Source organism: Serratia sp. 3ACOL1 (genome assembly GCF_003668775.1).
Taxonomy (GTDB): Bacteria; Pseudomonadota; Gammaproteobacteria; order Enterobacterales; family Enterobacteriaceae; genus Chania; species Chania fonticola.
This window is the reverse complement of sequence record NZ_CP033055.1, coordinates 4,564,868-4,578,682: the sequence shown is the minus strand read 5'-3', so window position 1 is coordinate 4,578,682 and position 13,815 is coordinate 4,564,868. Positions and strand designations below refer to the sequence as shown.

Genomic DNA, 13,815 nt, shown 5'->3' with positions numbered 1-13,815 from the left:
GGGACCGCCGCTGGTTTACAGCAGCGGATCCAGCCCACCGCGAGCATCAAGTGCATGTAAATCATCACAGCCGCCAATATGTTGGCCATCGATGAAAATCTGAGGCACGGTGGTTCGCCCACTGCGCGCAATCATTGCTTCGCGCTTGACGTTATCACCATCGATGGCAATCTCGCTAAACGCAGCTCCCTTGCTGTTCAGCAGCGCCTTGGCGCGATGACAGAACGGGCAGGTTGCCTTGGTGTAGATCTCAATGTTAGCCATGGAAACCCCTTCAATCACACTAAAATTTACTTGCCACGCGCCAACGGCAGGTTTTCCCCACTCCAGCCGGCAATGCCGTCTTTCAGGGTATAGACCTGTTCAAACCCGGCTTTGCTCAGGTTTTCTGCGGGTTCGCGTGAGGCGGTGCCATTGGCACAGACCACGATGACCGGCTGAGCCTTGTGTTTGTCCAGTTCGCCGAAGCTGCCGGTTTTGATCTCGCTCGCCGTCAGGTTGATCGCGTTGGCGATATGGCCTCTGCGGAAATCATCACGGGTACGGGTATCTACCACTACCGCATCTTCTTTATTAATCAAGCGAGTAGCTTCACCGCGGGCGATCTCTTTAACCTTGGAGAAACGGCTCTTGAAGGTCATGACGATCACGGCAGCCAGCAGACCGACCCAGGCCAGACTAAGTATGGGGTGCCGGCTAACAAATTGCATAATTTCTTGCAGCATGGGGTGTAACAACTCCCGTCAGTTAAGGGAAAAATAAGTCAAGGTTTCAGAGTATACCTGCCGAATGCGTCAAATACAGCCAATAAGCAAACGGGAATGCAGAAACTGCGGAGTACACTGGAAAATTACCGTCATGACGTTGAGAAAGTCGAGGCTGTTCACCGCATCTTTGATCTCTTTGGGCTCTTTTTAGTCGGCCACATTGTAGTATCATCAGGTTCCAGAGGGTGAATAGCCATCATTCCAGCGCCAATGGGCTGATGGCTATTCACAACTTAAAACGATCATAAAGAGGTTACTGCAATGTCGAGCAAGAAAAAGCCCATGGTACTGGTGATCCTGGACGGTTACGGCCACCGGGAAGAGCAACAGGACAACGCGATCCTGAACGCCAAAACGCCGGTCATGGACCGTCTGTGGCAACAACAGCCACATACCCTGATTGCCGCTTCCGGTCTGGATGTCGGCCTGCCTGATGGCCAGATGGGTAACTCGGAAGTCGGTCACGTGAACCTCGGCGCCGGCCGCATCGTGTATCAAGACCTGACCCGTCTGGATAAAGAGATCAAAGACGGTGACTTCTTCACCAACGCAACGCTGACCAGCGCCGTCGACAAGGCCGTGAAGGCAGGCAAAGCGGTACACATCATGGGCCTGATGTCCCCTGGTGGCGTTCACAGCCATGAAGAACATATCCTGGCGATGATCAAACTGGCCGCACAGCGTGGAGCCAAAGCGGTTTACCTGCACGCCTTCCTGGATGGACGCGACACTCCACCGCGCAGTGCTGAAAATTCACTGAAACGTTTCAGTGACGAATTTGCCACGCTGGGTGCCGGGCGTATCGCCACGGTGATCGGCCGTTACTACGCGATGGATCGTGATAATCGTTGGGACCGCGTACAGCTGGCCTACGATCTGATGACCCAGGCCAAAGGCGAATTCACCGCCGACAACGCCGTGGCCGCGCTGCAGGCTGCCTATGCCCGTGGCGAAAACGACGAGTTCGTTAAACCGACCGTGATCCAGGCAGCGGGCGAAGCCAGCGCCGAAATGAACGACGGCGACGCGTTAATCTTCATGAACTTCCGTGCCGACCGTGCGCGCCAGATCACCCGCGCCTTCGTCAATGCCGATTTCGACGGCTTCCCACGTAGCAAAGTGGTCAAGTTTGGTGATTTTGTCATGCTGACCGAATACGCCGCCGACATCAAAACCGCCTGTGCCTATCCACCAGCCTCGCTGGCCAACACCTTCGGTGAGTGGCTGATGAAGCACGACAAAACCCAGCTGCGCATTTCGGAAACCGAAAAATACGCCCACGTCACCTTCTTCTATAACGGCGGCGTCGAAGAACCGTTCAAAGGTGAAGACCGTATTCTGATCAACTCGCCAAAAGTGGCCACTTACGATTTACAGCCAGAGATGAGCTCCGCCGAGCTGACCGAAAAGCTGCTGGCAGCCATCCACAGCGGTAAATATGACGCCATCATCTGTAACTACCCGAACGGCGACATGGTTGGCCACACCGGTGTCTATGATGCAGCCGTCAAAGCGGTAGAAACCCTGGATAACTGTATTGCGCAAGTCGTTGAAGCGGTGAAAGCCGTTGACGGCCAACTCTTGGTTACAGCCGATCACGGTAACGCCGAGCAAATGCGCGATCCGGCTACCGGCCAGGCGCACACTGCCCATACCAGCCTGCCAGTACCGTTGATCTACATCGGTAAAGCCGCCAAAGCGGTGGAAGGTGGCAAACTGTCCGACATCGCTCCAACCATGCTGTCACTGATGGGAATGGAAATCCCGCAAGAGATGACTGGTAAGCCGCTGTTCATCGTGGAATAATCCTTCCCCATGAGGGAGAAGGCGAATTTTGCACTATCAAGGGTAACCCGAAGCGCAAACTCAGGCAGCCAACCGCTGCCTGAACGCTCCGCGCCACGGAAGTTAACCACACTCTGCGCCAGCGTGTTTTTCGCTGGCGCATTGCTGTTGCCATTCACCGGCAACGCCGCGGAAGATAACAAATCCCAGCTCAAAGACATTCAGCAGAGCATCGCCGAAAAAGAAAAAGCGGTTAAACTGCAGCAACAACAGCGCAGTTCGCTGCAAAATCAGCTCAAACTCCAGGAAAAGACCATCGCGCAAGCCAGCCGTTCGCTGCGTGATACCCAAGGTACGCTCGACATACTGGGCAAAGACATTTCCGGGCTGAACACCTCCATCGCCAAGCTACAAAAACAGCAGTCCACTCAGCAGGAAATCCTCGCCAAACAGCTCGATGCCGCCTTCCGCCAAGGGCAACACAGCGCCTTGCAGCTAGTGCTCAGCGGTGAAGAAACCCAGCGCAGTGAACGCATGCTGGCCTATTTTGGCTATCTGAACGAAGCGCGCCAGCAGTCCATTGAACAGCTCAAGCAGACCCGTAAGCAATTGGCAGAGCAAAGGAGCTCGCTGGTGGCCAAACAGGGTCAGCAGAAATCCTTGCTTGGCGAGCAACAAACCCAGCAGCAAAAGCTGGAACAGGCACGCATCGCCCGTAAAAAAACCCTGACCGCGTTAGAAGCCTCGTTGGAAAAAGATCAGCAGCGGCTGGTGGAACTGCGCCAGAACGAAACCCGTCTGCGCGATCAGATCGCCCGTGCCGAACGTGAAGCCCGCGCCCGAGCCGAACGCGAAGCGCGTGAAGCGGCCAAGGTGCGTGAGCAGGTCAAAGTCAAAGAGCAGCAGGCGAAGAAAACCGGCACCAGCTATAAGCCGAGCGAAGGAGAGCGTTCACTGATGGCGCGAACCGGCGGTTTAGGCAAGCCTGGGGGGCAAGCCGTATGGCCGGTGCGTGGCCGCATCGAACATCGCTTTGGCGAGCAACTGCAAGGTGAGTTACGCTGGAAAGGCATGGTGATCTCCGCAGCCGAAGGCAGCGAGGTGAAAGCCATTGCCGATGGCCGCGTGCTGCTGGCCGACTGGCTGCAAGGCTATGGCCTGGTGGTCGTGGTCGAACACGGTAAGGGCGATATGAGCCTGTATGGCTACAACCAGAGCGCTTTGGTTAGCGTCGGGGCGCAGGTGCGTGCCGGTCAGCCTATCGCCCTGGTCGGTACCAGCGGTGGTCAGGGAACGCCATCGCTCTATTTCGAAATCCGTCGCCAGGGTCAGGCCGTTAACCCACAGCCGTGGTTGGGAAGATAGATTTGTACTATAGCAAAACGCGTACTGCCCTGTTGCTGAGTGCTCTGCTGTTCGTTAGCGCAGCACAGGCAGGCAAGCTCTCTATCGTGATCGATGACGTGGGCTATCGCCCACATGAAGAAAATGCCGTACTGCAAATGCCGACGGCGATCTCGGTTGCCGTGCTGCCCAATGCGCCTCACGCCCATCTGATGGCCACCAAAGCCCATAGCCAAGGCCGTGAAGTGCTGATCCACATGCCCATGGCTCCGCTCAGCAAACAGCCGCTGGAGCGCGATACCTTACAACCCTCCATGAGCAGTGAAGAAGTGCAGCGTATCATCCGTAACGCGGTGAATAACGTGCCTTTTGCTGTGGGCATGAATAACCATATGGGCAGCGCCATGACCTCCAGCCTGCCGGGCATGCAAAAGGTCATGCAGGCGCTGGAAAGCTACCATCTCTATTTTCTCGACAGCATGACCATCGGCAACAGCCAGGCCACACATGCGGCGGCGGGCACCGGCGTGAAGGTGATCAAACGCAGGGTGTTCCTTGACGATACGGCCAACCCTGACGATATCCGCCGCCAGTTTAATCGTGCCGTCGAACTGGCGCGCCGCAACGGATCGGCCATCGCCATCGGCCACCCGCGCCCGGCAACGGTAAAAGTGCTGCAACAGATGCTGGCTACGCTGCCTTCAGACATTGTGCTGGTGAAACCCAGCTCACTGCTCAATGAACCGCAGCAGAGCGGAAGCGGCTATGTGCCGCCATCCAAGCCACACAAACCGCAGCCGAAAAATCCGTTCACCGGTGGCATCAAGCAGTGCAAAGTTAAATTACCGCAGGAAGGCGTGAATGCCAGCCATGCGCTGGGCATCATTGCAGAAAGCGTGGCGCAATCGCCGGTCGTGGTGGTGATCAAACGCCATTGGCAGCACTGGATGGGTTCAGAGTCGACCAAACCATAAGATAAAAGGCGGGGCTTACGCTCCGCCTTTCATTAATGACCAAGTAGCCAAGGGGCGCCGCATGCAGCGCCCGCTTAGCCAATCACATCAATCCCAGCTCAGTACCACTTTCCCAGACTGCCCGGAACGCATGGCGTCAAAGCCCTGCTGGAACTCGTCAATCGAGAAACGGTGGGTGATGATCGGCGTCAGATCCAGACCGGATTGGATCAATGCAGCCATCTTGTACCAGGTTTCGAACATTTCGCGGCCGTAGATCCCTTTGATAAACAGCCCCTTGAAGATCACCTGGGTCCAGTCAATCGACATATCCGAAGGTGGGATCCCCAGCATCGCAATACGGCCGCCGTGGTTCATGGCATTGAGCAACGAACGGAACGCCGGTGGCGCACCGGACATCTCCAGGCCCACGTCAAACCCTTCGGTCATGCCCAACTCGGCCATCACGTCCGTCAGGTTTTCTTTGCTGACGTTTACCGCACGGGTCACACCCATCTTGCGCGCCAGCTCCAGGCGATATTCGTTCACGTCGGTGATCACCACGTGGCGTGCACCAACGTGTTTACATACCGCAGCGGCCATAATGCCGATTGGGCCTGCGCCAGACACCAGCACGTCTTCCCCAACCAGGTCGAAGGAGAGTGCGGTATGCACGGCGTTGCCAAACGGGTCGAAGATCGAGGCCAGCTCGTCCGAGATATTGTCCGGGATTTTGAAGGCGTTGAACGCCGGGATCACCAGATATTCGGCAAATGAACCTGGGCGGTTTACGCCCACGCCGGTGGTGTTGCGGCACAGGTGCGTACGGCCACCACGGCAGTTACGGCAGTGGCCACAGGTGATGTGCCCTTCGCCAGAAACGCGATCGCCGATGCTGAAGCCTTTGACTTCCTGGCCGATGGCGACCACTTCACCCACATATTCGTGGCCGACGACCATCGGTACCGGAATGGTTTTCTGCGACCATTCGTCCCAGTTATAGATATGCACATCAGTACCGCAGATAGCGGTTTTGCGGATCTTAATCATGACATCGTTGTGGCCCAGCTCAGGCTGAGGCACATCGGTCATCCAAATACCTTCTTCCGCTTTCAGTTTTGCTAACGCTTTCATCGAATTACCTTATGCAATAACGCCAAGCGTCTTACCGATGCGGATAAACGCCTCAACGGCACGTTCAATCTGCTCCGGTGAGTGATCGGCTGACATCTGGGTGCGGATACGTGCCTGACCTTTTGGCACCACCGGGTAGAAGAAACCAGTAACGTAGATGCCTTCCTTAAGCAGTGCGTTGGCGAAATCCTGCGCCAGTTTTGCTTCACCCAACATCACTGGGATGATGGCGTGATCGGCCCCGGCAAGCGTAAAGCCCGCTGCGGTCATTTTTTCGCGGAACAGGCTGGCATTGGCCCACAGACGATCGCGCAGGGCGTCCCCGTCTTCGAGCAGTTCCAACACCTTGATCGAGGCTGCAACAATGGCCGGCGCCAGCGAGTTGGAGAACAGATAAGGGCGTGAACGCTGACGCAGCCACTCAACAACCTCTTTCTTGCCAGCGGTATAGCCGCCGGAAGCTCCGCCCAGCGCCTTACCCAAGGTGCCGGTGATAATATCGACGCGGCCCATCACTTCGCAGTATTCGTGCGTCCCACGCCCGTTGGCGCCGACAAACCCTACCGCGTGGGAGTCATCGACCATCACCAGCGCATCGTATTGGTCCGCCAGATCGCACACGCCCCTCAGGTTGGCGATCACACCGTCCATGGAGAACACCCCGTCGGTAGCGATCATGATGTGGCGCGCACCGTCTGCCTTGGCCTGCTTCAGTTGCTCGGCCAGTTCACTCATGTCGTTATTGGCATAGCGATAGCGCTTGGCCTTGCACAGGCGCACGCCGTCGATGATCGAGGCATGATTCAGCGCGTCGGAAATAATGGCGTCTTCCGGGCCCAGCAGGGTTTCAAACAGGCCACCGTTGGCGTCAAAACAAGAGGAGTAGAGGATCGCATCTTCCATTCCCAGGAAATCGGCCAACTTTTGTTCCAACTGCTTATGGCTATCCTGTGTACCACAGATAAAACGCACTGACGCCATGCCGAAGCCATGGCTGTCCATCCCAGCCTTTGCCGCCACGATCAGCGCCGGGTGGTTAGCCAGCCCGAGATAGTTATTGGCGCAGAAGTTGATCACCTGGCGACCATCGGCCACCGAGATATCGGCCTGTTGGGCCGACGTGATAATGCGCTCTTGTTTAAACAGCCCTTCGGCGCGAGTGGTAGCAAGCTGCTGTTCCAGCTGCTGGTAAAAAGACGCAGACATTCGGTCATCTCCAGGATAGGGGCATTTTCGGCATATTTTACTGCTTTGTTACTAAACTGACGACATTCCGCCACAGAGAATCTGAAAATTGCAGCAGATATCACGGCAAACCGGCACATCGTGTAACGGCACGGGATATTAAGAGCCGTACCGATGTTCCCAATGGCATGAAATGCTATTATAGGCAACATATAGGGTGGAGCATTGTGCACCACCGGGAAGAACACAGGGGTAAACCCAATGATTATCGTCACTGGCGGCGCTGGCATGATTGGCAGCAACATCATCAAGGCACTGAATGAAAACGGATATCGCGATATCCTGGTGGTGGATAACCTGAAAGATGGCACCAAATTCGTTAACCTGGTCGACCTTGATATCGCTGACTATGTCGATAAAGAAGACTTTATCGCCAGCATCATGGCCGGTGACGATTTGGGCGAAATTGACGCCATTTTCCATGAAGGTGCCTGCTCCTCCACCACCGAGTGGGATGGCAAATACATGATGGATAACAACTATCAGTATTCCAAAGACATCCTGCATTACTGCCTGGATCGTCAGATCCCGTTCCTGTATGCCTCTTCTGCTGCCACCTACGGCGGCCGCACCGATAACTTTATCGAAGAGCGTCAGTTTGAGCAGCCGCTGAACGTTTACGGCTACTCCAAATTCCTGTTCGACCAATACGTGCGCGAGATCCTGCCAGAAGCGGATTCGCAGGTGTGTGGCTTCCGTTACTTCAACGTTTACGGCCCGCGTGAAGGCCATAAAGGCAGCATGGCCAGCGTAGCGTTCCACCTGAACAACCAGATCAACCGCGGCGAAAATCCAAAACTGTTCGCCGGCAGCGAAAACTTCAAGCGTGACTTCATCTACGTCGGCGACGTGGCGGCAGTCAACCTGTGGTTCTGGAAGAACGGCGTATCCGGCATCTTCAACTGCGGTACCGGCCGTGCGGAAACCTTCCAGGCGGTGGCCGATGCGGTGGTGGAATACCATCAGTCCGGTGCCGTGGAATACATTGAGTTCCCGGAAAAGCTGAAAGGCCGCTACCAGGCTTACACACAGGCCGATCAAACCAAGCTGCGCGCTGCCGGTTATGACGCACCGTTCAAAACCGTGGCCGAAGGCGTGAAAGAATACATGGCCTGGTTGAATCGTCCCGCTTAAGCGCTGAAGGAAGTTACTCACGGTATGAAAATACTGGTCATTGGCCCTTCGTGGGTTGGCGATATGATGATGTCGCAAAGTCTCTACCGCACCCTGAAGGCCGAGTACCCGTCGGCAGAAATCGATGTGATGGCACCTGCCTGGTGCCGTCCTCTGCTGGCGCGGATGCCCGAAGTCAACCAGGCGTTGGCAATGCCGCTGGGCCACGGTGCCCTGGCATTGGGCGAACGCCGCCGTCTTGGCCATGCGCTACGCGCTAATGGTTATGACCGTGCCTATGTGCTGCCCAACTCATTCAAGTCTGCCCTGGTGCCCTTCTTTGCCAACGTGCCGCAGCGTACCGGCTGGCGCGGCGAGATGCGCTACGGCCTGCTCAACGATCTCCGCGTGCTGGATAAAGCGGCATTTCCACTGATGGTGCAGCGCTATGTCGCGCTGGCTTATGACAAGCAGCGGATACAGCGCGCCGAAGATCTGCCGCAGCCGATACTCTGGCCGCAGTTGCAGGTCAGTGACGAAGAGATTGCCGAAACCACTTCGGCGTTTAATCTCACCGATCACCGGCCCATTATCGGTTTTTGCCCAGGCGCCGAATTCGGCCCGGCCAAGCGCTGGCCGCATTACCACTACGCCACGCTAGCGCAGATGCTGATCGATGCAGGCTATCAAATCGCCCTGTTTGGTTCGGCCAAAGACCACGAGGCCGGTGAGCAGATCCGTGCCGCCTTGGCGGAAAAATCTCGCGATTTCTGCTTCAACCTGGCCGGGGAAACCCAGCTCGAACAGGCAGTGATCCTGTTGGCCTCCTGCCGGGCCGTGGTCAGTAACGATTCCGGCCTGATGCACGTTGCAGCAGCGTTGAATAAACCTCTGATAGCCTTGTACGGCCCAAGCAGCCCGGACTTCACCCCACCGCTGTCCCATCAGGCCAAGGTGATCCGCCTGATCAGTGGTTATCACAAGGTACGCAAAGGCGATGCCGACCAGGGTTATCACCAGAGCCTGATCGACATCCAGCCACAGCAGGTGTTAGACGCGCTGACGCCGTTACTAGCCGCCAGCGAGGAATAATCATGCAGGTGCTGATAGTAAAGACCTCTTCGATGGGGGATGTGCTCCATACGCTGCCGGCCTTGACCGATGCGATGCATGCCATCCCCGGTATCCGCTTCGATTGGGTGGTGGAAGAGGGGTTCAGCCAGATCCCCACTTGGCATCCGGCGGTGGATCGCGTGATCCCGGTAGCCATTCGCCGCTGGCGTAAAAACTGGTTTGGTAGTGAAACGCGCCAACAGCGTTGCGATTTCAAGCGCCAGGTACAGGAGCGCAACTATGACCTCGTGATCGACGCCCAGGGCCTGATCAAGAGTGCAGCGTTGGTGACACGCATCGCGCACGGCAGCAAACACGGCCTGGACTGCAAAAGCGTCCGTGAGCCTTTTGCCAGCTGGTTCTATAATCATCGCCATGAGATCGACAAGCAGCAGCATGCAGTGGAACGCATTCGCGAGCTGTTCGCCAAGAGCCTGGGGTATGCAAAGCCGCAGAGCACGGGTGATTACGCCATTGCCGCTCGTTTTCTGAGCCAACCACCCGCCGATGCCGGGCAATATCTGGTGTTCCTGCACGCCACTACGCGGGATGAGAAACACTGGCCGGAGGCAAACTGGCGCGAATTGCTCGCGCTGATCGCTCCGAGCGGCCTAAAGATCAAGCTACCTTGGGGGCTGAGCACGAACGCCAACGCGCTTTACGGCTGGCAGAAGGGTTTGAACATGTTGAGGTGTTGCCCAAGCTCAGCCTGCAACAGGTCGCAGAAGTGCTGGCTGGAGCCAAAGCCGTGGTGTCGGTCGATACCGGGTTAAGCCACCTGACCGCTGCGCTCGATCGCCCGAATATCACCCTGTTCGGCCCGACCGATCCGGGGCTGATTGGGGGTTACGGGCAGAATCAGCACTCACTGATTTCGCCGGAAAAAAGCATGGCCACCCTCACCGCCGACGCCGTTTGGACAGAACTGCAAAAGGTTATTGAATGAAAAAGCTGCATATTATCAATTTAGGCAAGATGGGCGGGGTTGAGCGCCTGTTCCTGCAGTATATCAATGATACCCACGACGGCAGTAACCAGGTGATTTGCGTCAGCAGCGAAGTTGGCGAAGAGATCCGCCAACAGATGCCGAACCAACAGGTCACCTTTGCCAACCGGCTGTTCAATTCGCTCCCTCTGCGTTGCCCACAGTTTCTGCGCAAATACCTGCTGCAAAGAAAAATCGAGCGAGCAAACGCCGACGTCATTATCGTGTGGGATCTGATCCCAGGGCTGGCGGCCAAGCCCAAGCGTGGCAAACTGGTTTATTACGATCATGGCTGCTCATGGCGCTACGCCAAAAATCACAAGACCTTGCGCTTCTTCGGCATGCTGGACGGCGTGATTTCTGCCTCCCATGCCTCAAAACGGGTAATGGAGCTGCGTTTTAATCTGCCTTGCCCGAACCCGGTGGTGATCAACCGCATCAAAACGCCTGCGGGGATCGGCGAGGCACCGAAATCATTGGCACAGCCGATCAGGATTGGAACCGCCTCACGCCTGGTGAGCCTGAAAGGCATCAGCGTTTCTTTGCTGATGATGCAGGAGCTGCTACGCCGTGGGCACGACGTTTATCTGGAAATTGCGGGCAAAGGCCCGGATCGGGCAGCGTTTGAAGCCTTGGCAGCCAAGCTACAGCTTGGTGAGCACGTGGTCTTCAGCGGCTTTCAGGATAACGTGGCGGATTTTTTCAACCGTACACAAATCTATATGAGCACGCCGATCACCGAACCCTTCGGCTTATCCTGCATGGAGTCGCTCTATTTTGGCGTACCGGTGATCTTCCCGATGGTCGACGGCCAGCCGGAAGCAGTGAAGGACAGCTACTGCGGCATTGGCTTGACGCCGACGGTGTCCATTGAAGAGCACCAGCGGTTAACCGGCATCAAGGTCGATTTCCCGCACGAGGTTTACGATCCCCTCTCCGACAGCCTGGTCACGCCGAAGCTGTTGTCGCATATCGATTGTGCTGATGCGGTAGAAAAACTGCTGGTGGCGGAAACCTATCACCAGATGAGCCAGAATGCCCGGCACTACCCCGCTCAACATTTCAGCTATGCTCTGTTCAAAACAGAATTCGACGACACGCTGCAATCCTTTATTGCCTAACCGTAATGTGAGCCGGAAACCTTACTCCATGTTTAAAGAAACAGCCCCGCATCCTATTTTTAGCTACCTGATCTATCTGGGATGCGCCATTGCCTTTTGTACCATCCCTTTCGGCTTCGACACGGGGCGTAACCTGTTTTATGTCTCCAGCTATATCTCCTTTATTGCCGTTTGCCTGCACTTAAGGTACTTCCTGATAAACAAAAGAAACCTGATCCTGCCGCTGCTGTTCTTCTGCGTGGGTATGGGAACGATTTTCTGGATGAACCATTTCAAGCAGCCCGGCGAATACATCAATATTTACCGCTCGTATATGTCGACCGGTAAGCTGCAGATTGCCACTGCGTTTATTTTACTGATCGCACTGAACGAGCGTCTTTGCATGCAGCGCGCCTTTATTGTCGTAGCGTTGGCTTGCGGCTTGGCCGTCAATGGTTATGCGCTTTATCAGGGCCTGCAGTTAGATATCTCGCGCGTGGAGCTTAACTTCGACCGGGCCACCGTCGTTGCCTACCTGATGACCGCCATCAGCCTGGTCATGATGAAGGCGATACTGATGCTGCGGACCAAGTATCGCATCCCGCTGTACGTGGTTGGCTTCTTGCTCACCTTCTCCACCCTGATCCTCACCGGAACGCGGGCGGCCATACTGGTGTACCCCGTTGCCATCTGCCTGTCCCTGTTGGCAACCAAAGATCTGGTGACCCGCAAACATAAGATCCAGCTGGTCGCCTTGGTGCCTTTATTGCTATTGGCCTGCGGCTTCGCCTTTAAGTCACAGATCGAACAGCGCGTTGCCGATTTCAAAACCAATCTGCAAATGATCGACCAGCCCGAAGTGGATAACTCGATTATTTCCCGCTTGACGATGCAGGTCATCGCCATACGCACTGGCTCGCTTGCACCATTGGGGCAATCTGCCGAACAGCGTGGGGAAGAGATCCGCGCCATCATTGCGCAGGAGCCGCGGTTGTACGGGGTAACGCCTTACATCAACGTGCATCTGCATAACGAGCTGCTGGAAACCTATTCGCTCAAAGGCCTCTGGGGAAGCTTGTTGTTATTGGCGCTCTACATCGGCCTATTCATCTCCTCATTTAAGCCGTATCGCAATGCGCTGTTGCTGGGGGTGACCTTCAGCCTGTTTGTCTACGGGCTTAGCGACGTTATTTTCTTCAGTACTGAAGGCACGGCAGTCTTCTGCCTGGCCATTATCGCCAGCGTGCTGTCGGTGAAAAAGCGTCAGGAACCGTCAGTATGAGTTCGTCACCGCTGCTGCTCAGCTTTATTGTGCCGATTTACAACAATGAAGACTTTGTCATCGCCAGCCTGAGCTCGTTATACGATCAGATCGACGATGATATTGAAGTGGTGATTATCGATGACGGCTCAAGCGATGCATCAGCGGCCTTGGTGAACCAGTTCCTGGCTGCCAGACAACATCCGCATAGCAAATTCATTACTCAGGCAAACCGCGGCGTTGCCCACGCTCGTAACGTCGGTTTGCAACACGTCAGCGGACGCTACGTCGCGTTCCTGGACGGCGACGACCTGCTGAGCAGCGACTATCTGGCGATCCTGCGCCCGCTGTTACTCACGGGCAAAGATGACCTGATTGATTTCAACTATCAGAAATTCTCTGGCAGCCCGCCAGCAGTGCCCGCCAATAGCGAGGTACGCTACCGCATCTACGATTTCGAACAGCACGGCCTGGCCAGTCTGAAGCCGCTGTTCGCCCACTCAATGTGGCACGTCTGGAGCCGGATTTACCGGCGTACGCTGCTGGCTGGGGAAACGTTCGAAAACGGCCGCCGCTATGAAGACGTGATCTTCACGCCGTTCCAATATTTCAAAACCCGCCACATCGCTCATCTCGACCACTCGCTCTACTTATATCGGGATAATGACCGGGGGATCACCCGCAACATCCGGGCGAAAGATAGTGAAGATATGCTGTTTGCCATGCAGAAGATGCTGCGCTTCGTGGACGCTCATCGCGGTGATGAACCGCTGCGGCAGCTGGCTGCTCTGATGCTCGCCAACGCTTTCTCGGAGTTAAAGGCCATGTCGAAAGCGGTCTACGGCTATTATCACTACCCGCCGGAAACCCTGGCGATCCTGCGCCAAACGGCAGCCCTGTGTAGCAACAGCGACGTTCCGCACAAGAAAGTCCGCCAGATGCGTTTCGCGCGCGTGGATACCTGCTTATCTAAACTTCGTTGGTGGCTGAAAAAACGCTAAACACACTGGGCGCA

General features: G+C 55.9%; 12 protein-coding genes and 1 pseudogene. 9 read left to right on the top strand and 4 right to left on the bottom strand.

The annotated features are described in order from the left end of the window. Positions 1-15: 15 nt before the first annotated feature. On the bottom strand, positions 16-264 hold the full coding sequence (gene grxC / locus D9980_RS20630; protein ID WP_024482902.1) for a glutaredoxin 3: 249 nt from the start codon (positions 262-264) through the stop codon (positions 16-18). A 26-nt stretch (positions 265-290) separates the two neighbouring features. Further along, positions 291-725 carry a rhodanese-like domain-containing protein gene (locus D9980_RS20625; protein ID WP_024482903.1) on the bottom strand — a complete coding sequence of 145 codons (435 nt, stop codon included), beginning with the start codon at positions 723-725 and terminating at the stop codon, positions 291-293. A 303-nt stretch (positions 726-1,028) separates the two neighbouring features. Between D9980_RS20625 and gpmM the strand changes: the two genes are divergently transcribed. From gpmM to D9980_RS20610, 3 genes are read left to right on the top strand one after another with little or no spacing between them, the layout of a single operon-like run. After that, positions 1,029-2,573: a 2,3-bisphosphoglycerate-independent phosphoglycerate mutase gene (gpmM, locus tag D9980_RS20620; RefSeq protein ID WP_024482904.1), complete on the top strand. Its 1,545-nt coding sequence runs from the start codon at positions 1,029-1,031 to the stop codon at positions 2,571-2,573. A gap of 9 nt (positions 2,574-2,582) precedes the next feature. Further along, positions 2,583-3,917, top strand: coding sequence for a murein hydrolase activator EnvC (gene envC / locus D9980_RS20615; protein ID WP_121608314.1), 1,335 nt, complete (start codon positions 2,583-2,585; stop codon positions 3,915-3,917). Positions 3,918-3,919: 2 nt separating this feature from the next. Continuing rightward, the gene (locus D9980_RS20610; protein WP_024482905.1) at positions 3,920-4,870 is read left to right on the top strand and encodes a divergent polysaccharide deacetylase family protein; all 951 of its coding nucleotides are present in this window, start codon (positions 3,920-3,922) and stop codon (positions 4,868-4,870) included. Between the two features lie 87 nt (positions 4,871-4,957). Here D9980_RS20610 and tdh read toward each other — a convergent pair whose 3' ends face one another. Together tdh and kbl are read right to left on the bottom strand one after the other, a co-directional pair. Beyond that, entirely contained in the window at positions 4,958-5,983 is a 1,026-nt protein-coding gene (gene tdh, locus D9980_RS20605) for an L-threonine 3-dehydrogenase (protein WP_021181859.1), read from the bottom strand. 9 nt (positions 5,984-5,992) lie between these two features. After that, positions 5,993-7,189 carry a glycine C-acetyltransferase gene (gene kbl / locus D9980_RS20600; RefSeq protein WP_121608313.1) on the bottom strand — a complete coding sequence of 399 codons (1,197 nt, stop codon included), beginning with the start codon at positions 7,187-7,189 and terminating at the stop codon, positions 5,993-5,995. A 240-nt stretch (positions 7,190-7,429) separates the two neighbouring features. Between kbl and rfaD the strand changes: the two genes are divergently transcribed. The 6 genes and pseudogenes from rfaD to D9980_RS20570 all read left to right on the top strand — a co-directional run bounded on the left by rfaD (position 7,430) and on the right by D9980_RS20570 (position 13,801). Continuing rightward, positions 7,430-8,362 carry an ADP-glyceromanno-heptose 6-epimerase gene (gene rfaD, locus D9980_RS20595; RefSeq protein ID WP_121608312.1) on the top strand — a complete coding sequence of 311 codons (933 nt, stop codon included), beginning with the start codon at positions 7,430-7,432 and terminating at the stop codon, positions 8,360-8,362. 24 nt (positions 8,363-8,386) lie between these two features. Next, complete coding sequence (rfaF, locus tag D9980_RS20590) at positions 8,387-9,433, top strand: ADP-heptose--LPS heptosyltransferase RfaF (protein ID WP_024482909.1); 1,047 nt, start codon at positions 8,387-8,389, stop codon at positions 9,431-9,433. A gap of 2 nt (positions 9,434-9,435) precedes the next feature. Next, positions 9,436-10,400: pseudogene (gene rfaC / locus D9980_RS20585) on the top strand (lipopolysaccharide heptosyltransferase RfaC). Beyond that, entirely contained in the window at positions 10,397-11,560 is a 1,164-nt protein-coding gene (locus tag D9980_RS20580) for a glycosyltransferase (RefSeq protein ID WP_121608311.1), read from the top strand. Before rfaC ends, D9980_RS20580 begins: the two are co-directional and overlap by 4 nt. 28 nt (positions 11,561-11,588) lie before the next feature. After that, positions 11,589-12,821 (top strand): O-antigen ligase, encoded by a 1,233-nt coding sequence (locus tag D9980_RS20575; RefSeq protein ID WP_121608310.1) that lies wholly within the window; start codon positions 11,589-11,591, stop codon positions 12,819-12,821. After that, entirely contained in the window at positions 12,818-13,801 is a 984-nt protein-coding gene (locus D9980_RS20570; protein WP_121608309.1) for a glycosyltransferase, read from the top strand. The genes D9980_RS20575 and D9980_RS20570 overlap by 4 nt, the downstream gene beginning before the upstream one ends. Positions 13,802-13,815: the final 14 nt, after the last annotated feature.

What these genes read in the sequence shown, in the direction of transcription:
- envC (WP_121608314.1), top strand. Translation starts at nt 2,583, where the DNA reads ATGAGGGAGAAGGCGAATTTTGCACTATCAAGGGTAACCCGAAGCGCA.
- D9980_RS20570 (WP_121608309.1), top strand. Translation starts at nt 12,818, where the DNA reads ATGAGTTCGTCACCGCTGCTGCTCAGCTTTATTGTGCCGATTTACAAC.
- kbl (WP_121608313.1), bottom strand. Translation starts at nt 7,189, where the DNA reads ATGTCTGCGTCTTTTTACCAGCAGCTGGAACAGCAGCTTGCTACCACT.
- D9980_RS20575 (WP_121608310.1), top strand. Translation starts at nt 11,589, where the DNA reads ATGTTTAAAGAAACAGCCCCGCATCCTATTTTTAGCTACCTGATCTAT.
- D9980_RS20580 (WP_121608311.1), top strand. Translation starts at nt 10,397, where the DNA reads ATGAAAAAGCTGCATATTATCAATTTAGGCAAGATGGGCGGGGTTGAG.
- D9980_RS20625 (WP_024482903.1), bottom strand. Translation starts at nt 725, where the DNA reads ATGCTGCAAGAAATTATGCAATTTGTTAGCCGGCACCCCATACTTAGT.
- rfaD (WP_121608312.1), top strand. Translation starts at nt 7,430, where the DNA reads ATGATTATCGTCACTGGCGGCGCTGGCATGATTGGCAGCAACATCATC.
- grxC (WP_024482902.1), bottom strand. Translation starts at nt 264, where the DNA reads ATGGCTAACATTGAGATCTACACCAAGGCAACCTGCCCGTTCTGTCAT.
- tdh (WP_021181859.1), bottom strand. Translation starts at nt 5,983, where the DNA reads ATGAAAGCGTTAGCAAAACTGAAAGCGGAAGAAGGTATTTGGATGACC.
- rfaF (WP_024482909.1), top strand. Translation starts at nt 8,387, where the DNA reads ATGAAAATACTGGTCATTGGCCCTTCGTGGGTTGGCGATATGATGATG.
- gpmM (WP_024482904.1), top strand. Translation starts at nt 1,029, where the DNA reads ATGTCGAGCAAGAAAAAGCCCATGGTACTGGTGATCCTGGACGGTTAC.